Origin of the sequence: Allostigmatella hybrida (assembly GCF_020103775.1) — a bacterium.
In the GTDB taxonomy this organism is placed as follows: Bacteria; Myxococcota; Myxococcia; order Myxococcales; family Myxococcaceae; genus Hyalangium; species Hyalangium aurantiaca.
In genome coordinates this window covers 201,796-220,461 of the sequence record NZ_JAHXBH010000001.1, presented here as the reverse complement: position 1 = coordinate 220,461, position 18,666 = coordinate 201,796, and the positions used below count along the sequence as shown (strand labels likewise).

The following is an 18,666-nucleotide window of genomic DNA, read 5'->3' as shown; positions in this document are numbered from 1 at the left end:
GAGGCTGTGCCCGGCATCCCAGGCACGCCAGGACTGGCATGGGACTCGCACAAGCCCCCAGGCCTGGAGACACGGCACATGCTCTTCCGGCAACTCTTTGATCCCGAATCCTCGACCTATACCTATCTGCTGGCGGATCCCTCCACCCGGCACGCCGCGCTGATTGATCCCGTGCTGGAACAGGCGGAGCGGGACCTCGCGCTGTTGGCGGGGCTGGAGCTGACGCTGACGCATGTGCTGGAAACCCACGTCCACGCCGACCACGTGACGGCCGCGGGCCGGTTGCGCGAGCGGACCGGCTGCCAGCTCGTGGCCAGCGCGCAAGGGGCCTCCTGTGCGGATCTGCATGTCCGCCATGGCGAGCACATCGGCGTGGGGGGATTGAAGCTCCAGGTGCTCGCCACGCCCGGCCACACCGATGACAGCCTGAGCTACCACGTGGAGGGGCACGTCTTCACCGGCGACACGCTGCTCGTGCGGGGCACGGGACGCACCGACTTCCAGAATGGAGACGCCGGGCAGCTCCACGACTCCATCACCCAGGTGCTCTTCGCGCTTCCCGAGGAGACACTCGTGCACCCGGGGCATGACTACCATGGCCATACGGTGACAACGATTGGCGAGGAGCAGCGCCTCAACCCACGCCTGGCGGGCAAGGACCGCGCGGACTTCATCGCGCTGATGGCCCAGCTCCGCCTGCCGCCTCCCCGGAAGCTGGCCATCGCGGTGCCGGCCAACCGGGCCTGTGGCCTGCTTCCCTCGCCACTCCCCGTGTCCCCGGCTCCCATTCATGCCGTGCGCCCCCCGGACTTGCCCCCCGCCACCGCCGCCCGCCGCATCGACGTGCGCGAGCCCGCCGAGTTCGAGGGCCCCCTCGGCCACCTGCCGGATGCCGAGCTGGTCCCCCTGGAGCGCCTTCTCACCGCCGCCGCATCGTGGTCCCCTTCCGAGCCCCTGCTGCTCATCTGCCGCTCGGGGAACCGCTCCCTGAAGGCCGCGCGGCTGCTCGCGGAGCGGGGCTTCCTCCAGCTCTACAACCTGGAGGGAGGCATGCTCGCGGTGAGGGAAGCAGAGCGCGCGCAGGATGGAGCGCCCCGCGCATGACGGCGCTCCTGCTGGGAGCGTGTCTGTCGTTGGTGGCGGGCTTCACGCTGGGCCTTCTGGGCGGCGGAGGCTCCATCCTCACCGTCCCCATCCTGGTCTACGTGCTGGGAATGGAGCCCCGGGGGGCCATCGCCACCTCCCTGGCCGTGGTGGGGGTGACGAGCCTGGTGGGCATGCTCCTTCACGCGAAGCAGCGCCGAGTGCAATGGCGGGAAGGCTTGCTCTTTGGCGCGGCGGGGATGGCGGGCGCGGCGTTCGGCGGCAGGCTCGGCCGGGCCGTTCCCTCTCAACTGCTGCTCATTGTCTTCGCGGGGCTGATGTTCGTCACGGCGTTCGCCATGCTGCGTCCGCGCCGGGCCCCGAGTGAGCCTCCCGCCCCGCCCCCGCGCAACCCGTGGGCCTCCGTGCTGCGCAACGGCCTGGGCGTGGGCGTGCTCACGGGCCTCGTGGGCGCAGGCGGCGGCTTCATCGTCGTCCCCGCGCTGGCGCTCGTGGGCGGGCTCTCCATGCCGGAGGCGGTGGCGACGTCCCTGCTCGTCATCTGCCTCAACTCCGCCTCGGGGTTCCTCAGCGCGTGGCTCACGGGGGCCCCCGTGGACTGGGGCCTCGCCGCGGGCATGTCCCTGGCCACCGTGGCCGGATCCTTTCTGGGAACGTCGCTGTCCCGGAGGTTTTCCCCGGAGGGGCTCCGGCGGGGATTCGCCCTCTTCACCGTGGTGCTCGGCCTCTTCATCCTCGTCCAGGAACTGCCACGGGTGTGAAACGCATCACACCCGTGACTTGAGAAAACGCTAATGCTTGAAGCGAGCATTTGGGGGCTCGTGAACGTCAGATGTTTCAGTTATAAAGCCGTTAACCGGGAAAGGTGCTGATAGACCCACATCCCGGCCTAATCCCCCAAGACGGAACAGGTGAACAGTGCACAAGACTGGTTTGAAGTTCTTCGCGGGCGCCCTCACGGGCCTCGTGCTGGCCGGTTGTGGAACCGAATCCTCCCCACCCGAGCCCCAGGCGCCCCAGGCCGCCGCGTTCGAGCTGAAGCGCTCCAACGCTGACCGGGAACTCATTCCCAACCGCTACATCGTCGTCCTCAAGAAGCCCGCGCAGCGCGCGCTGGCGGCCGCGGACGTGCAGCAGCTCGCGCTGAGCGTCGCCGGGCAGTACGGCGCGAAGGTCTCCCGCACCTACGCCCACGCGCTGCAAGGCTTCTCCGCGAGCATGGACGAGCGCCAGGCCGAGGCGCTGCGCCAGGATCCCCGCGTGGACTTCATCGAGCAGGACGCCGTGGTGCGCATCTCCGCGGATCAGGCGGGCGCCACCTGGGGCCTGGATCGCATTGACCAGACGGACCTGCCCCTCAACAGCACCTACAGCTACAACCTGACGGGCGCTGGGGTGAATGCCTATATCATCGACACGGGCATCCGCCTGACGCACACCGAGTTCCAGGGCCGCGCGGTGACGGGCTTCGACGCGGTCACCACCGGCGGCACGGCCAATGACTGCAACGGCCACGGCACCCACGTGGCGGGCACCGTGGGCGGTGCCACCTACGGCGTCGCCAAGGGCGTGAAGCTGCACGCGGTGCGCGTGCTCGACTGCGGCGGCTCGGGTACCTACGAGGGCGTCGTGGCGGGCGTGGACTGGGTGACGGCCAACCACGTGAAGCCCGCCGTGGCCAACATGAGCCTGGGCGGCGGCGTGTCGGATGCGCTGGACCAGGCCATCCGCAACTCCATCACCGCGGGCGTCGTCTATGCGGTGGCCGCGGGCAATGACAACGGGGATGCGTGCACCAAGTCGCCGGCGCGCACCGCCGAGGCCATCACCGTGGGCGCCACCGCCAACACCGATGCCCGGGCGTCCTTCTCCAACTACGGCAGCTGCGTGGACATCTTCGCGCCGGGCCAGAACATCACCTCCGCCTACCACTCGAGCGACACCGTCACCAACACCATCAGCGGCACGTCCATGGCCAGCCCGCACGTGGCCGGCACGGCGGCGCTCTACCTGCAGGGCAACCCCACGGCCTCGCCCGCCACGGTGGGCGCCGCGCTGGTGGGCTTCGCCACCGACGGCCGCGTGACGGACGCGCGCCCCAACTCGCCCAACAAGCTGCTCTTCTCGGGCTTCATCCAGCCGGGCGGCGACGTCACGGCCCCAACGGTGGCGCTCACCGCGCCGGCCCCGGATGCGGCCGTGCAGGGCACGGTGACGCTGGCGGCCAACGCCGCGGACGACGTGGCCATCAAGCGCGTGGAGTTCTGGCTCAACGGCCAGCTCCTGGGCAGCGATGAGACCGCGCCGTACGAGCTGTCGTGGGACACGCTGCAGTCCTTCAACGGCCCGGCCACGCTGGTGGCCAAGGCGTTCGACACCTCCTACAACGCCGCCTCCAGCGCCCCGCTGAGCCTCACGGTGACCAACCCGGGCTTCGCCAGCTACGACTCGACGCGCCTGGCGCCGATCTGCGCCAACGTGGGCGCCCGGTGCGACACGGGCGGGCTCATCAACGGCCGGGGCACCAAGGGGCCCGAGGCCAACGCGCCGAACACGATTGCCTCCAGCTGCGCGGACGGCAACTCCGGCACCTACCACGTCGATGAGTCCCTGGACCGGCTGAGCATCGCCACCGTGGACGGCGGCCCGCTGCTGCCCGGCAAGCAGGTGACCGTCTCGGCCACCGTGTGGGCCTGGACGACCTTCAGCAGCGACAAGCTGGAGCTGTTCCACGCGCCGGATGCGAACACCCCTGTGTGGACGCACCTGGCCACCCTGGCGCCCACCCAGGCGAAGAGCCAGGTGCTCACGGCCACCTTCACGCTGCCGGCCGGCTCGCTGCAGGCCATCCGCGGCCTCTTCCGCTACAGCGGCACCACCGTGGTGAGCTGCTCCACGGGCGGCTACGACGACCACGACGATCTCATCTTCGCCGTGGGCGAGCTGGACGCGCCGCCCACCGCCGAGGTGCTCTCGCCGGCGGCCAGCGCCCAGGTGCTGGGCCAGGTCACCATCAACGCCCGCGCGACGGACGACAAGCAGGTGAAGCAGGTCAACTTCTACGTGGGCGGCAGGTACATCTCCTACAAGACCAAGGGCACCGGGGATGAGTACGCCCTGACGTTCAACTCGCTGAACTTCACCAACGGCACCTACCCGGTCACGGTGCGGGCGATTGACTCGGCGGGCCAGCAGACCACGTCCCAGCCCGTGTCCATCACCATCCAGAACTAGCCGTTTCGCGGGGCGCCCGCCCACGGCGCGCCGCACCAGGACGCCGGGAGGACTCGTTCCTCCCGGCGTCTTGTCTTTTCACGGCTGGGCGGCCAGCCGGTGGCTTTGCTTGAAGCCCCGCGCGGGCAATCCCATGATGGGCCCACCCCCATGGCCTTGCCCCCGCCCCTGCTCCGCTCGAAGTGGCTGCCCCGCCTGGGATGGGGGGCCTGCGGGCTCGCGTTCGCCGGGGCGCTCGTGCGGGCGATGAGCGCCTCCCACCCCGTGCCCCCGCGGCGGCTGTCCGAGGCCGAGCGGACCACGGTGGGGCGCCTGTGCGCGGCCGAAGAGCCCCGGTGGCGCCTGAGCACGATGCACCGCTTCCCCGGCGACCACTGGTCCCAGGACGATGACTTCCATGCCTCGGAGCGAGGCTGGGCCCTGGAGCTGTCCCGCCGGGAGGGCGTCTCGCCCACGGAAGTCTTCCGCGCCATCGACGAGGAGCTCCACGCCCAGCCCGTGGCGCCGCCGCGCAAGGCCAGCGCGAGCCCGAGCAAGCCGCGCCCCTTCTACGACTGAGAGCTTCCGCGCCATGGCCGTGCTCCCCTTCCGCCTCCTGCGCCTTGCCCACCGCGTGGCGGCCATGGCCAGCCTCCGGCTGATGGTCTTCTGCGCCGTCTCGCTCTGGGCCGCGTGGAGCCCCCTGGGACAGGCCGGGGGGATGAACGACTTCCGCGACTCGCAGGTCATCCACTCCTATGAGGAGATGGCGGTGCGCACGGTGCTGGACCATGGCCAGTGGCCGCTGTGGACGCCGTGGACGTGCGGGGGGCTGTACGCGCTGGGCAGCCCGCAAACCCGATTCGCCGCGCCCCCCTTCCTGTTCTCGCTCCTGCTCGGCGCCCGGCGCGCGGAGCCCGTGCTGCTCTTTCTGTTCCTCGTGCTGGGCATGGAGGGCTTCTTCCGCTACGCCCGGCTCCGGACGGGCTCCGTGCTGGGGGCGTTCGTCACCGCGCCGCTCTTTGCCCTCAATGGCCTGTTCGCCATGTCGTGGCTGCAGGGGTGGATCAACTTCTTCGGCTTCCTGCTCCTGCCCTGGTGCCTGCTGGGCACGGCGCTCGTGTGCCGGAGGCGGCCCGTGGGGCTCGTGCTCCTCGCGGGGGCCTTCGCGGTCATGCTCGGGTTCGGGGGCACCTATCCCGTTCCGATGACGGCGCTGTTCGTCGCGTTCGAGGCCGTGAGCGGCCTGCTCGCCCCACGGACCTGGCCCCAGCGCCTCCGGGTGGCCGGATGGCTGGGGGCCGCGGCCCTCTTCACCCTGGGCACGAGCGCCTTCCGGCTCTGGCCGCTGCTCGAGACGATGCGCAGCGCGCCCCGCATCATGGCCGGCCAGCCCGGCGCCTCGCCCGAGCACCTGGCCACGATGCTCCTGGGGAGCCCGGGGCGCTGGGAAGGCTACTTCTTCCTGGCGCCGCCCGTGCTCCTGCTCGTGGCCGCCAGCCTCTTCTCAAGGCGGGCGCGCTACCCGTGGCTCGCGGCGGGGCTCTCCGCCTGGCTCGCGGCCGGGTACCACTTCCGGGTCTCGCTCTTCGAGGCCCTGAGGGCCCTGCCCTTCTTCGACACGCTCCGCTACCCGGAGCGCTTCGCCCTGTTCCTGGCGTTCTTCCTCGCCGTGCTGGGGGCCGCCGGGCTGGGCGTGCTGTGGGTCCGGGCGCGCCGCTCCTCCCTGGCCGCGTGGGGCGTGGTGGGCCTGTGCGCGGCGGCGCTCGGGGGCACGGTGATGGCGCGGCAGGGGTTCGAGGCCATCGTCCAGCGGACCGGTGTCGTCCCCGAGCCCGTGCGGGTGGAGCAGCCCTTTGCCCAGGCCCGGGGCAACCGCTGGGCCCTGGGGTACTTCGTCGCGCTCAACCGGGGCTCCATTGCCTGCGGCGAGGCCTATCCCGTCCCCATGTCCGCGAAGCTCCGGGGAGACCTGCCCCAGGAGGAGTACCTGGAGGACCCTTCGGCCGGGCAGGTCCACCGCCGTGCCTGGTCTCCCAACCGGCTGGAGCTGGCGGTCCACGCCACGCGCCCCGTCCACCTGCGCGTCAATCAGAACTGGCACCCCGGGTGGAAGAGCTCCGTGGGAGAGGTGGTCTCCCGCGAGGGGCTGCTGGGCGTGAGCCTTCCGGCCGGGGAGCACACCGTCACGCTGCGCTTTCTTCCCCGCTCGGGCATCGGGGGCGCGCTGGTGTCCCTGCTCGCGTGGGGGGGCCTGGGCGTCCTCGTTGTGTGGCACCGCCGGCGGCGGCCCATCGCCGCGTGGAAGGTGGGGGCGCTCGCCGCGGGGCCGCTCGTGGTCTGGGCCCTGCTCGGGGTGGCCTGGCGCGAGCCCGCCGCGCCCCCCGTCCTCACCAATCCCAACGGGACGCCCCTGCTGGTGGACGCCCTGCCCCCGGAGGCGAGCCCCACGCGGGCGGACTTCGGGGTCCCCGTGGAGCTGCACGGGGCGCTCGTGCCCCCGCGGCCCGACGCGAACGGCCTGCTGTCGTTCGAGCTGTTCTGGAAGGTGACCGGGAGCGTGCCTCGCTCGGTGGGCGTGTTCGTTCACGTGGTGGATGAACACGGGCGGATGATCAACGTGGACCATGAAGTCCTGGGGGGGACGTTCTTCTTCAAGAACGCGCCCCGGGGGCCGCTGCTCCGGGATGCGTTCACCGTCAGCGCCCCGCGCCTGCCTCCGGGGACGTGGCGCGTCCTGGTGGGGCTGTGGAACATGCGGGAGGACGGCAGCCGCATCGCCGCGCTCGCGCCCGGGGGCACTCCCATCCCCGATGGACGGGTGCTGGCCGGCACCTTCACCGTGCCGCCCCTCCCGTAGGCCCCCGCGACATCCGGGACACAACCCCCGGCCGATGGCTTAAGCTCCGCGCCTACCCATTTTGCCGCCACCCGCTATGCGCCCCTCGTCCGTCGCTCCATTCCTCTGGAAGGCGCTTCTCGCTGTGATGCTGGTGTCCGCCGTGCTTCCCACCCCCGTGGAAGCCCAGACCCCGCAGGCCAAGACCAAGACCAAAGCCAAAACCAAAGCCAAGTCCTCGGCCAAGTCCAAAGCCAAGGCCAAGTCCAAAGCCAAGGCCAAAGCCAAACCGGCCCCCCCGGAGAAGCTCCAGGCGCAAGAGAAGCCCCCGGAGCCGCAGCCCACCGAGGAAGAGAGGGCCCGGGAGGAACAGGCCCGCGAGGAGAAGGCCCGCCAGGAGAAGCTCCAGCAGGAGCAGGCCAAGGCCCGGGAGCAGGAGAAGGCCAAGGCCCTGGAGCGCGCCCGTGAGCAGGCCAAGGCCGAAGAGGAGGCCCGGGCCCGGGTCCGGGCTCGCGCCCAGGAGCAGGCCAAGGCCAAGGCGCGTCCCCCCGAGAAGCCGCAAACGCCGCTGCGGATCGGCCTCGGGCTGGACTTCTACAGCGAGAACTCGCACCTGTCGGGTGAGCAGATCATCAACGGGGCCCGCCGGGACGAGTCGTTCGACTACAGCAGCGACAGCCTCCTGTCCGCCACGCTCACCCTGAGCTTCCCCGCGCCCATCGCCAGCCAGCGCACGCGCCTGGGCGCGGGCCTGCGGGCCTTTGGCAACTACGGCTCCGGGGGCGACCGCGTGTTCGGCTTCGGCGTGCTCAATCAGCTGTTCGTGCTCGGCGAGTACGGCCTGCCCGTGGCGAAGAACGTGGAGGCCCTGTTCGGCGCGCGCGGGGGCCTGTCGCTGCTCATCCCGGGCAAGGACCTGAGCCAGGAGATTCAACGGCTCCGGGACAATGACGTGGATGCGTGGAACGTGCCGCGCCTGGGCTGGCTGGTGGGCCTGAACGTGGGAGGGCGCTGGCACTTCAGCACCCACTTCGCCGCGCGCGGGGACTTGTCCGCGCAGCTCGAGAAGCTCTACCTCTTCAAGACGAGCCAGGACGTGAACGGCGTCCAGTTCGACAAGAACTGGAGCACCTTCGGCCTGCGCCTGGGGCTCACCCTCGGCATCGAGTTCGCCCTCTGAGCCGGGCTCAGCCGAGCTGCTTCATGAGCCGCTCGGCCTGCTCCTTCAGCTCCGGGGCCAGCGCCGCGCCGCGCGCGAGCAGCCCCTGCGTCAGCTCCTTCGCCCGGGCCGTGTCCTCCAGCTGCGCGCACACCAGCGCCAGGTTGAGCTGGGGCTCGGGCTGCTCCGGGGCGCGGCGGATGGCCTCCTCCAGCGCCTCCTTCGCCTGCTTCTTCACGTCCGGGCCTTCCAGCCGCGTGAGCAGCAGCAGCCCCAGGTTGTTGGCCGCGCCCCAGTCCTGCGGATCCAGCTTCATGGCCGAGCGCCATGCCGCCACCGCCGCCTTCAGGTCGGGCGGCTCCTGGGTCTCGTAGATCATCGCCTCCACCGAGCGGCTCAGCGAGGTGGCCTGGCCGCGCTCGGAGAGCTTGCGGCACAGCGAGAGCGCGTCGGCGTAGTTGCGCTGCGCCATCCGGAAGCGCGCCAGGTTGCCCAGGGCCGAGGGGTGGTCCGGCTGCACGCGCACGAGCGCCTCGGCGGCCTCCACCGCCCCGGGGAAGTCCCCCTTGGCGGCCAGCACGTTGCTCAGGGCCTTCAAGAGGTGGGGCTCGTCCGCGGCCACCTTCAGCCCCTGGCGCAGCATGTCCTCCGCGGCCTCCAGCTCACCGCCCGCCTGCAGGGCGATGGCGAAGACGAGGTAGGTGGGCACGTGCCCCGGGTTGAGCCGCAGCGACTGCTCCAGGTGGTGGAACGCGTCCTTCAGCCGCGCCAGCGCGAAGAGCACCCGCGCGAGCTGGAAGTGGTACACCGCGCCTTCTGGCTCCAGCTGGACGGCGCGCTCCAAGGCCGCGCACGCCGCGGTGTTGTCATTCGCTTCGGCCAGCAGGAAGCCCAGGCCGTAGAAGGCCTCCGCGCGGGGCGGCTGGGACTGCGTCAGCTTGCTGTAGAGCGCCTGTGCCGGGCCCGCCTCACCCCGCTGCATGAGCAGCGAGGCGCGCACCAGCCCGATGTCCACCTCGTCCGCGGGCGTGCCCCCCGCGGCCTTCTGCAGGTAGGACTCCGCCTTGGCCGCATCTCCGTCCAGGGAGGCCAGCTTCGCCAACGCAATCAGCGCCCGCCGGTCGGCGGGGTTGCGGCGGAAGGCCAGCTCGGCCTCCTCCCGCGCTTGCTGCACATCACCCGACTTGAGAAGTGCCTCGAAACGCGGCGTGCTCATCCGTACCCGCTGGAGAAGCTCTTCGCGGCCTAGAAGAGCTTCTTGAAGAAGTTGCCGACCGACTTGCCGATGTCCTTGATGACTTCGACCGGCTTGCTGATGACGTTCTTGACCGCGTCGGCAATCTTGCCGAAGTTGATGTCCACGTCGAAGCCAATCTTGAAGCCGACGCCCAGCGCCGCGCCCAGCTCGAAGCGCGCCTTGAAGCGGCCCTTCTCCAGGCTGGCCTCCGCACGGCCCGAGACACCCACACCGGCCCAGGCCTCCGCCTTCACGCCCGCGCCGCCGAACTCGCCCAGCGACACCGCCGCCCGGCCGCCGACCTTGGCGCCCGCGAAGGCCTCGCCGCCCACCTGCGCCTTGTACACGCCGTTGAGCGGATCAATCGTCAGCTCGCCGTTGGCCTTGGCCTGCACGCCGATGTAGCCCCGGCCCTCGGCCTCCGCCTTCAGGATGCCCAGGTCCGCCTGCGCGCGGCCCTCGGCCTCCACCAGCGTCACCTCGGCCTTCACCTCGCCGCGCGCCTTCAGGGCCCCGCCCTCGAGGCCCACCGAGCCGCTGCCGCTCACGTCCGCCTCGAGCACCGCCACGCGGCCCGAGGCCGACGCACGGCCGCTCGGGTCCGACACGCTGCCCTCGGCGCTGAACACCGAGGCGCTCTTCGCGAAGGAGCCTTCCTTGGTGATGGCGGGCAGGTTGCGCAGCGCAGTGCCCAGCAGGCCCGCGGCGCCCTTGTCCCCCAGCTTCGGGGTGAACATGTCGCGCTCGGTGCCGCCCGTCTTGCTGAACGTCCGCGTGCTCTCCCCGCTGCGCTCGAAGTGGCTGTCCACGTCCTTGGGCAGGCGCGCCAGCGCCCGGTCCACGACGTTGGGGGTGGCGGGCTTCGCGGGCGGCGCGGCCGGCTTGTCCTGCGGAGCGGAGCGGTTCGCCAGACCAGGGCCAGAGGAGTTCGTGGAACGAACGGACATGACAGCAACCTCATTCGAAAGAGAGTCTTGATCCGGTTATCGCCGGGGGGCGGCGCCAGGTTGCGTAATGGTACAAGATTCCGCGATCAGCCCCGCTGCTTCTCATTTTCTGAGAAGCCTCAGAGCCGCGCGGCGAACCACCGGGCGATGAGCGGGGCGGCCCCGGCCACGAGCACCAGGGTCCCGCCGACCCCCGCGCGCACGAAGTCCAGGGGGTGTGCGCCCGGCTCGAGCACCGATTCGGTCGGGTCCTCTGGGTTATAGAAGACCCGGAGCTCCTGGCCCGGGGGGTAGCGCGCCAGGGTGGCCTGGGAGCGCGCCTCGCTGCTCGTCTCGGAGGGGGTGACGCGCACGCGGGTGGAGCCGATGAGCACCCGGCCCACCGTGTACTCGTAGTGAACCTGGGCCTCATAGAGGAGGCGGCTGCCACCGCCCTCCCCTTCCGGCACCTTGCGCAGGTGCATCAGCTCGTCCGTGGAGATGACCTTGCCCGGCGCGGTGGGCCAGCGCCGCGTGCGCGAGGCCCGCCAGAGCTGCTTCAGCCCCGCCCCCAGGAACACCACGCCCACGGCGGCGATCAACGCACACAGCACATGAAGGAAGCCCCAGAGCAGCCGCACCGCCCCAGGCTAGCAGATGCGGGGCCCCCGGGGCCTACGCCGGCAAGCGCCAGTCGATGGGCTCCCGCCCCCACTCCTTCAGCGTCTGGTTGATGCGGCTGAAGGGGCGGCTGCCGAAGAAGCCTTGGGAGGCCGACAGCGGCGAGGGGTGCGCCGACTCGAGGATGGCGTGCCGCCCGGTGTCGATGAGCTTCTTCTTCTTGCGCGCGTAGCTGCCCCACAGGAGGAACACCACCGGCTGCGGCCCGGCGCTCACCGCCTGGATGACCGCGTCCGTGAACGCCTCCCACCCGTGCCCCGCGTGGCTGTTGGGGGTGCCCGCCCGCACCGTCAGCACCGCGTTCAGGAGCAGCACCCCCTGCTTCGCCCAGGGCACCAGCGAGCCATCCATGCCCGGGGGCAGCCCCAGGTCGCTGCGCAGCTCCTTGAAGATGTTGAGCAGGGAGGGCGGCAGCCGCACCCCGGGGCGCACCGAGAAGGCGAGGCCATGCGCCTGCCCCGGCCCATGGTAGGGGTCCTGCCCCAGCACCAGCACCCGGACCCCGTCCGGCGGCGTCAGCTGGAACGCCGAGAACATCTCGTCCTCCGGGGGATAGACGGTGGCCGTCTTCCGCTCCGCGTCCACGAAGCGCTCCAGCGCCTCCGCGGAGGGCGTCTCCAGCGCCCCCTCAAGGACCTTCTTCCAACCCTTCGGCAGCCGTTCCCACATGAATCCTCCCTCCTGGGTCCGATACCATCATACCCACGTGCCGGGTTGGGAGGGAAAATGGCTGCCTGCCCTGCCGCCAGGGAGTCTCCGGCGAAGTCTTGGGTTCATGGCACGGCTCGCGCTAGCCTCGGGGGTGCCATGTCCATGTACAACGAGTCCCTCCGCGCCTTTCTCAAGCCGGTCCTCCCGTACCTGGATGATCCGTCCGTCTCGGAGATCATGATCAACGGTCCGGCGGACGTCTGGATCGAACGCAAGGGCAAGCTCTCCAAGACCGACGCCACCTTCTCCGAGGAGGGGCTCATCGGCGCGGCGCGCAACATGGCCCAGTTCGTCGGCCGGCTCCTCAACGACGAGCGCCCCCGGCTCGATGCGCGCCTGCCCGACGGCAGCCGCATCCACGTCGTCATCCCGCCCATCGCCCGGCGCGGCACCACCATCTCCATCCGCAAGTTCTTCCGCGAGAAGCTGAACATCGATGCGCTCATCAAGTACCAGTCGCTGACGCAGCAGATGGCGCGGCTCATCGACGCGGGCATCCACACCAAGCTCAACATGCTGGTGTCCGGCGGCACCGGCTCGGGCAAGACGACGCTGCTCAACATCGTCTCGGGCCTCATCCCGGACGACGAGCGCATCCTCACCATCGAGGACTCGGCGGAGCTCCAGCTCAACCAGTCCCACCTGGTCTCCTTCGAGAGCCGCCCCCCGGACAAGTTCGGCAAGGGCGGCGTGGACATGGGCGACTTGCTGCACTCGGCGCTGCGGCTTCGCCCCGACCGCATCGTGGTGGGCGAGGTGCGCGGCGGCGAGGCCTTCCACCTCATGCAGGCGATGAACACCGGCCACGGCGGCTCGCTGGCCACCTGCCACGCCAACACCCCCACCGACACGCTGCGGCGCATCGAGTCGCTGTGCCTCATGTCCGCCGTGGAGCTGCCCATGGTGGCCGTGCGCGCCCAGGTGGCCAGCGCCATCAACTTCATCATCTGCTGCGAGCGCCTCCACGACGGCAGCCGCAAGACGATTGCCCTCTCCGAGGTGCTGCCCCTCAACGAGAAGGGCGACTACCGCACCCAGGACATCTTCGTCTTCACCCCCGTCACCAAGGACGCGGACGGCCACGTGCTGGGCTACCACGCCCCCACCGGCATCATCCCCACCTTCGTCTCGAAGGCCCGCGCCTACGGCTTCAGCGACCTGGACGAGGCCTTCTTCGACCCCGCCACCTATGGCCTGCCGCCGCCGCCCAGCTTCCAGGTGGGCTCCTCCTACGAGGTGCGCTGGGCCCCCTCGCTCAAGCACCGCGAGCGCGGCCACCCCGACCCGGCCGAGTACAAGAAGCAGTGGGCCGACTTCGAGCGCAAGCTCCAGGAGGACGCCCGGGGCGCCCAGGACGGCAAGGCCGCCCCCGTGCAGGTGCAGGTGCCCGCCGCCCGGCCTCCGCCCGCAGTGCGCCCCCCGCCGCCTCCCGTCCAGGCCCGTTCCGCCGTCCGTCCCCCGCCGCCCCCGCCCCTCTCGGACGAGGACAAGACGCCGCCTCCCACCCGCAACCCCTTCGTTCAGGAGGAGGATGACCTGAGCGCCCCCGCCGACATCGTCACCCACGCGGGGATGCCGCCCCAGGACGAGCCCAAGGTGGAGGTCTCCGAGGACCTGCTCGCCGAGGCCACCTTGCCCCCCTCCCGCAGGCCCGCGCTGGGCACGGCGCCCAAGCAGGCCTCGGGCTCCGTGCCCATGATGCGCCCCGCCGCCGCCCCGCCCCGGAGGCCCGCGCCGGGACGCCCCGCCGCCGAGGACGAGGAGGACGCGCCCGCCGAGGGCCAGGCCCCCGGCGAGAAGACGCAGATCCGCGCGGTCCCCGAGCGGCCCCGCCGCTGAAGCGCGGCCCCCGGCTTTCCTGTTCCGGACGTTCTTCCGGGCGGTACGTGGGCAGTTGTCCCACCACCCCGATGGACCGGTGGGTGCCGGGAGACCTGACGGAAGGGGCGCTCCAAAGCCGTACGAGGTGAAATGATCGCCAGGGGACCGTGAGGCGGCCTTGCTCATGGGGCGGCATGAGGAGAAAGTCGCCCCGTGCTGATGCCTTTGCTTTCTACCCTGTTCCTGCTCGCCCAAGCGCCCGAGGCGCCTCAAGAGCCCATCACCGTGCTGGTCGCGCCCTCCGACACCGTCGGTGTGCCGACCCACATCGTGGAGTTCGCTCAAGAGCACGTGACCGAGCAGGCCCGCGCCAAGGGCTTCACCGTCAAGCGGATGAAGGACATCCTGCGCCGGATGCCCGCGGCCCGGCGCCGCGCCCTGCTGCGGTGCAAGCGCACCGATCTGCGGTGCCTCACCTCTCTGGGCCAGGCCGGCAAGACCGAGGCCGTGCTGGTGGCGGAGCTGATTCAGCGCTCGGACGGGTACCGCGTGGGCACCAAGCTCTACAACTCGAAGGATGGCGCGCTCATCGCCGAGCACCTCATTCCCGGGGTGCGCGAGGATGGCATGCTCGATGCGCTCACCCAGTCCCTGGAGGTGGTGTCGCCCAAGGTCGCCGCCAGCCTGCGCCCGGGCTCCGTGCCCACGCCGCCCCCCGAGCCGAGGCCCTCGGTGCCGATGGAGCAGACGCCCGCGCCCGTGCTCGAGCCCTCGCCCGAAGTGAAGCCCGGCGTTCCCCTGGCCGTGAAGCCTCCCGAGCCCCTGCCCGCGGTGAGGCCCGAGGTGACGCCGGACGCGCCCACGCAGGGCGTGAAGGCCTCGCGGCCCTGGTGGATCTGGATGCCCGCGGCGGGCGGCGCGGTGACCGCGGGGGCGGGCACGTACTTCTTGCTGCAGGCGCAGAAGAAGCATGATGCGCTGAAGAACAGCACGGTGGACAACCCGCTGTTCAACGCGGACCAGGTGGCCAAGGATGGCAAGCGCCACCAGCTGCTGGGCCGGATTGGTTTGGGGCTGGGCGTGGCGGGAGTCGCGACGAGCACCGTGTTGTATTTGTTGCCGCCCGGGAAGAGCGACGTGAAGCCCACCGTTTCCGTGGGCCCGGGGGGCGGCATGGTCGGCGTGGCCGGAACGCTGCCTTGAGGACATCTATGCTGAAGACTTGGAAGCTGCGCCTGGGCTGGACGGCCATGGGCGCGGTCCTGACAACCGTGGGCTGCTTCGACTTCGACAAGGCCCAGCAAGACTGCGAAGGCGAGGGGCGGTGCTTTCCGGGCGGCACCGATGCCGGCCCGCCCGACGCGGGCTATGACTGCACGCCCACCCGCGACACCGACGAGCCGGACGACACGTTCGAGGACTCCAACTGCGATGGCGTCGACGGCCTGGCCGCCGCCGGCCTCTTCGTGGATCCGGCCAGCGGCACCGAGGGGGCCACCGGTACGAAGGAAGCGCCCTTGAAGACCCTGAGCGAGGCGCTCCAGCGCCTGCGGGACAACACGGGCCCGAACCGGCCGTCCTTCTTGTACCTGGCCCAAGGCACCTACCCCGAGACCGGCCTGGTGCTGGATGTGCCCGTGTCGCTGCACGGCGGCTACAACGGCGCGGGAAACTGGCTGCGCGCCGCCGCCAACGTCACCCGGATCCAGGGTGGCGCGGTCGGCCTGACGGTGCGCAACCTGCAGGAGGACGCGGGCGTCGTCCTGGACCGGCTCGTGGTTGCATCCTCGGAGCCCACCACGCCGGGCACGCCCTCCATCGCCCTGCATGTCATCGACTCGCAGGCGGTGCGGCTGCGCAACGACACCCTCTGGGCGGGCCGTGGCGCGCTGGGCCAGGCCGGCGCCACGGGTGCGCAGGGGTTCGATGGCGGTGTGGGCACCGCCGGAGGGAACGCGGAGGGCGCCACCCCGGGAACCGTCCCTGGCATTGCAGGCGAGAGCAATTGTGTGGGGGGTGGGTACAACGGCGGGGCAGGCAAGGTCGGCACGCTGGGGGGCACCGCTGGGCTCAGTGGAGACCCCGGGGCGCCCAATCCTCCATTTGGAGGCGATGGCGGCACCGGCGGTCCAGGCGGTCAGCCTTCCGGCACCGGCAGGCTCATCTCGTGCGAGGCGGCGAGCGGGGGCGAGGGCACCCCGGGCGCTCCCGGCGCTGGGGGCCCCGTGGGCAAGGGCGGCACCGGCTGGGGCTCCCTGCAGGGAGGCACCTGGGTGGCCACCCACGGCGGAGAAGATGGTGGGAGGGGGACTCCCGGCAGCGGAGGCGGTGGGGGCGGCGCGGGCGGTAGCTGTGCGCCCTTCGGGGCGCTGACGGGGGCCGCGAGTGGCGCCAGCGGTGGCGGCGGCGCGGGGGGCTGTGGGGGTGGAGGTGGGAATGGGGGCGGCGGCGGCGGCGCGTCCATCGCGGTGCTCTTGATTCGCTCCACCGTCACCCTGGAAGGCGACACGGTGCTGCGCACCACGGGAGGGGGACGGGGCGGAAAGGGAGGACTGGGAGGCGATGGGGGCACCGGCGGAGAGGGGGGCCCCGGAGGAGACGGAGGGGTGCAAACCTCCACGAATGCCTCCAACACCTACAATTCCCTGGGCGGCGCGGGCGGATACGGGGGAAAGGGCGGCCCGGGCGGCAATGGCGGCGTGGGAGGCGGCGGCGGAGGGGGTCCTTCCGTGGGCGTGTGGTGTCAGCCAGGCGCCAGCATCACCAATTCCAGCACCACCCTCGTGCCTGAACTCGGCGATGGGGGAGCCGGCGGCGAGGGAGGCTTGGATGGCGGCACGGGGGAAAGCGCTCTCAGCCGGGACTGTAATCCTCCCCTCTAGGTCACCCCCTGGAGGCCGACGCATCAGGGGGGATGGATGGGCGCGCCTGAGCGCCTGTCCGAAGGGCTGCTTTCCTGGAAAGGACAGATCGGCGACAGTCCTCCATTCTGCTAGGCTGCAAGCCCTGCGTTCCGATGGCTTCCGCGCGAACCTGTGAAACCTGTGGTTTAGAAGTTCCGCCCGGACTGGGCACGTGCCCTCGGGACGGCACCGCTATCGCTGCGTCCTACGCGGCGCACGACGATGAGGTGACGCAGATCGGCACGCCCAGCAACGTGTGGGGCGAGGAGCCTCCTGCGCGCGGCGGCAAGGCCTCCCCCTTCGCCTGGGGCGAGGAGCCTCCCCTGCGCAGCAGCTCCCCGTCCTCCTCGCCGGAAGTCACCGTGGCCATTTCTCCCTGGGGCGAGGAGCCCCCCACGCGCGACGCGCTCATCGGCATGAAGCTCGGCGAGTACGAGCTGCGCCAGCGCATCGGCGTGGGCGGCATGGGCTTCGTCTATGACGGCATCCAACCGCTCATCGGCAAGCGCGTGGCCGTGAAGGTGCTGCGCCCCGAGCTGGCCCAGGCCCCCGAGCAGGTGGCGCGCCTGCTCGCCGAGGCCCGCGCCGTCAACGCCATCCGCCACCGGGGCATCATCGACATCTTCGGCTTCGGCCAGGTGCCCGACGGCCGCCAGTACATCGTCATGGAGTTCCTGGATGGGCAGCCGCTCGATGCCCACCTGGCCGAGAAGGGCCGGCTCGCGCCCACCGAGGCGCTCTCCATCCTCGACGAGGTGCTCGCCGCGCTGGGCGCCGCCCACGGCGCGGGCGTCGTCCACCGCGACCTCAAGCCGAGCAACATCTTCCTCGTGCGCGAGCCGGGCAACTCCCGCTACGTGAAGCTGCTGGACTTCGGCCTTGCCAAGCAGGGCCAGGGCCCCACCGCGCGCACCGCCCAGACGCGCACGGACATGGTGGTGGGCACCCCGGAGTACATGGCGCCCGAGCAGGCCCGCGGCCAGGCCGTGGGCCCCATGACGGACCTGTACGCCATGGGCGTCGTCACCTTCGAGATGGTCACCGGCCGGCTGCCCTTCACGGGCAGCTCCCCGGTGGACCTGCTCATGAAGCACGTGGATGCCCGGCCGCCGCGCCCCTCGGAGTTCGTCCCCGAGCTGCCCCCGGCGCTGGATGCCTTCATCCTCCAGATGCTGACGAAGGACCCGGAGGCCCGTCCCGGCTCCGCGGACGCCCTGCGCCAGCAGCTCCACCGGCTGCGCCGCACGCTGCTGCGGCCCACGCGCGCCCAGGTGGCGCCCAACAGCGCCGTTCCGCCCGCCCGGGCGCTCGGCCAGCTGGCCCCGCCGGAGATTCCCGCGCCCGCCCCCCTGCCGGTGGCCCCGCCGCCGCCGCCCGTGCCCGCGCCCCTCACGAAACAGGAGGCGCCCACCGCTCCCAACGAGACGGTGAAGGTGCCCGAGTCCCCCGCGTACGGGGGACGGCCCACGCCCACGTTGCCCCACCCCTCGACGCTCACCGCCGAGGAGGCCCGGGCTGCGGGGCTGCGTCCGCCCCTGCGGCCGCGCACCGTGGCGGTGGCCGTGGGCATCGTGGCGTTGCTCGCCGCGGGCGGCCTGCTGCTGCTCCGCGGGGGAGACTCCACCCAGGAGCCCCGCCCCGAGCCCGAGCCCCGGACGCCGGTGACCACGCCGCCCCCGGCGCAGCAGCCCCCGGCGCCCACGCCTCCCGCGCCCGTCGAGACGGCGCCCGTGCCGCCCCCTCAGGCCCCGGTGCCCGCCGCGCCCGAGAAGGACAAGCCCGCGGTCCGGGCAGACGCCCCGAAGGCGGTGCCCCCCGTACGCAACAAGCCCCCTGCGCAGCAGGAGTTCACCCCCTCGCAGACGGATCTGACCCAGAACCTCGACATGATCGAGCGCGACCTGGAGTCCCGTGCCGCGGCGGGACAGAACATGTCCGATGCCCTTAAACACCTCGCGCGCCTGCGGGACGATTCGAAGCAGTCCGCGGGCAAACCCGAGCTCCGCCGCGAGATCTCCCGGGGGATCGAGTTCCTGGAGAAGAACTACCTGAAGCGCAAGTAGGCGTGCCGC

14 protein-coding genes and 1 pseudogene are annotated in these 18,666 nt (G+C 71.4%); 11 read left to right on the top strand and 4 right to left on the bottom strand.

Annotated features, from left to right (window positions below; genetic code table 11):
- Positions 1–78: 78 nt before the first annotated feature.
- The 7 genes and pseudogenes from KY661_RS00820 to KY661_RS00790 form a co-directional block, all read left to right on the top strand.
- Positions 79–762 (top strand): annotated as a pseudogene (locus KY661_RS00820) (MBL fold metallo-hydrolase); the annotation flags it as partial.
- A gap of 9 nt (positions 763–771) precedes the next feature.
- On the top strand, positions 772–1,104 hold the full coding sequence (locus KY661_RS00815; protein ID WP_225409159.1) for a rhodanese-like domain-containing protein: 333 nt from the start codon (positions 772–774) through the stop codon (positions 1,102–1,104).
- Complete coding sequence (locus tag KY661_RS00810; RefSeq protein ID WP_083423463.1) at positions 1,101–1,865, top strand: sulfite exporter TauE/SafE family protein; 765 nt, start codon at positions 1,101–1,103, stop codon at positions 1,863–1,865. Before KY661_RS00815 ends, KY661_RS00810 begins: the two co-directional genes overlap by 4 nt.
- A 157-nt stretch (positions 1,866–2,022) precedes the next feature.
- Positions 2,023–4,338: a S8 family serine peptidase gene (locus KY661_RS00805; RefSeq protein WP_225408359.1), complete on the top strand. Its 2,316-nt coding sequence runs from the start codon at positions 2,023–2,025 to the stop codon at positions 4,336–4,338.
- A gap of 150 nt (positions 4,339–4,488) precedes the next feature.
- Positions 4,489–4,896, top strand: coding sequence for a hypothetical protein (locus tag KY661_RS00800; protein WP_225408358.1), 408 nt, complete (start codon positions 4,489–4,491; stop codon positions 4,894–4,896).
- Between the two features lie 13 nt (positions 4,897–4,909).
- The gene (locus KY661_RS00795) at positions 4,910–7,177 is read left to right on the top strand and encodes a hypothetical protein (RefSeq protein WP_225408357.1); all 2,268 of its coding nucleotides are present in this window, start codon (positions 4,910–4,912) and stop codon (positions 7,175–7,177) included.
- A 142-nt stretch (positions 7,178–7,319) separates the two neighbouring features.
- Positions 7,320–8,336: an H-NS histone family protein gene (locus KY661_RS00790; protein ID WP_225408356.1), complete on the top strand. Its 1,017-nt coding sequence runs from the start codon at positions 7,320–7,322 to the stop codon at positions 8,334–8,336.
- Between the two features lie 7 nt (positions 8,337–8,343).
- Here the strand turns inward: KY661_RS00790 and KY661_RS00785 are convergent, their stop codons facing one another.
- From KY661_RS00785 to KY661_RS00770, 4 genes are all read right to left on the bottom strand, one after another.
- A complete protein-coding gene (locus KY661_RS00785) occupies positions 8,344–9,531 on the bottom strand; it encodes a tetratricopeptide repeat protein (RefSeq protein ID WP_225408355.1) in 1,188 nt (395 codons plus the stop codon).
- A 29-nt stretch (positions 9,532–9,560) separates the two neighbouring features.
- Complete coding sequence (locus KY661_RS00780; RefSeq protein ID WP_225408354.1) at positions 9,561–10,499, bottom strand: hypothetical protein; 939 nt, start codon at positions 10,497–10,499, stop codon at positions 9,561–9,563.
- Between the two features lie 119 nt (positions 10,500–10,618).
- Positions 10,619–11,119, bottom strand: a complete 501-nt coding sequence (locus KY661_RS00775) for a DUF3592 domain-containing protein (protein WP_225408353.1) — start codon at positions 11,117–11,119, stop codon at positions 10,619–10,621.
- Between the two features lie 34 nt (positions 11,120–11,153).
- Positions 11,154–11,828: a uracil-DNA glycosylase gene (locus KY661_RS00770; RefSeq protein ID WP_225408352.1), complete on the bottom strand. Its 675-nt coding sequence runs from the start codon at positions 11,826–11,828 to the stop codon at positions 11,154–11,156.
- Positions 11,829–11,966: 138 nt separating this feature from the next.
- Here KY661_RS00770 and KY661_RS00765 point away from each other — a divergent pair, with 138 nt between their 5' ends.
- The 4 genes from KY661_RS00765 to KY661_RS00750 all read left to right on the top strand — a co-directional run bounded on the left by KY661_RS00765 (position 11,967) and on the right by KY661_RS00750 (position 18,657).
- A complete protein-coding gene (locus tag KY661_RS00765) occupies positions 11,967–13,709 on the top strand; it encodes a CpaF family protein (protein ID WP_225408351.1) in 1,743 nt (580 codons plus the stop codon).
- Positions 13,710–13,910: 201 nt separating this feature from the next.
- Complete coding sequence (locus KY661_RS00760; protein WP_225408350.1) at positions 13,911–14,894, top strand: hypothetical protein; 984 nt, start codon at positions 13,911–13,913, stop codon at positions 14,892–14,894.
- Between the two features lie 8 nt (positions 14,895–14,902).
- Entirely contained in the window at positions 14,903–16,573 is a 1,671-nt protein-coding gene (locus KY661_RS37125; RefSeq protein WP_263436598.1) for a hypothetical protein, read from the top strand.
- 134 nt (positions 16,574–16,707) lie between these two features.
- A complete protein-coding gene (locus tag KY661_RS00750) occupies positions 16,708–18,657 on the top strand; it encodes a serine/threonine-protein kinase (protein ID WP_225408349.1) in 1,950 nt (649 codons plus the stop codon).
- The last annotated feature ends 9 nt before the right edge of the window (positions 18,658–18,666 follow it).

Bases quoted from the DNA above. Each gene is read 5' to 3' on its own strand.
- KY661_RS00800 (WP_225408358.1), top strand. From the start codon at position 4,489: ATGGCCTTGCCCCCGCCCCTGCTCCGCTCGAAGTGGCTGCCCCGCCTG.
- KY661_RS00770 (WP_225408352.1), bottom strand. From the start codon at position 11,828: ATGTGGGAACGGCTGCCGAAGGGTTGGAAGAAGGTCCTTGAGGGGGCG.
- KY661_RS00810 (WP_083423463.1), top strand. From the start codon at position 1,101: ATGACGGCGCTCCTGCTGGGAGCGTGTCTGTCGTTGGTGGCGGGCTTC.
- KY661_RS00765 (WP_225408351.1), top strand. From the start codon at position 11,967: ATGTCCATGTACAACGAGTCCCTCCGCGCCTTTCTCAAGCCGGTCCTC.
- KY661_RS00780 (WP_225408354.1), bottom strand. From the start codon at position 10,499: ATGTCCGTTCGTTCCACGAACTCCTCTGGCCCTGGTCTGGCGAACCGC.
- KY661_RS00795 (WP_225408357.1), top strand. From the start codon at position 4,910: ATGGCCGTGCTCCCCTTCCGCCTCCTGCGCCTTGCCCACCGCGTGGCG.
- KY661_RS00760 (WP_225408350.1), top strand. From the start codon at position 13,911: ATGCCTTTGCTTTCTACCCTGTTCCTGCTCGCCCAAGCGCCCGAGGCG.
- KY661_RS37125 (WP_263436598.1), top strand. From the start codon at position 14,903: ATGCTGAAGACTTGGAAGCTGCGCCTGGGCTGGACGGCCATGGGCGCG.
- KY661_RS00785 (WP_225408355.1), bottom strand. From the start codon at position 9,531: ATGAGCACGCCGCGTTTCGAGGCACTTCTCAAGTCGGGTGATGTGCAG.
- KY661_RS00750 (WP_225408349.1), top strand. From the start codon at position 16,708: ATGGCTTCCGCGCGAACCTGTGAAACCTGTGGTTTAGAAGTTCCGCCC.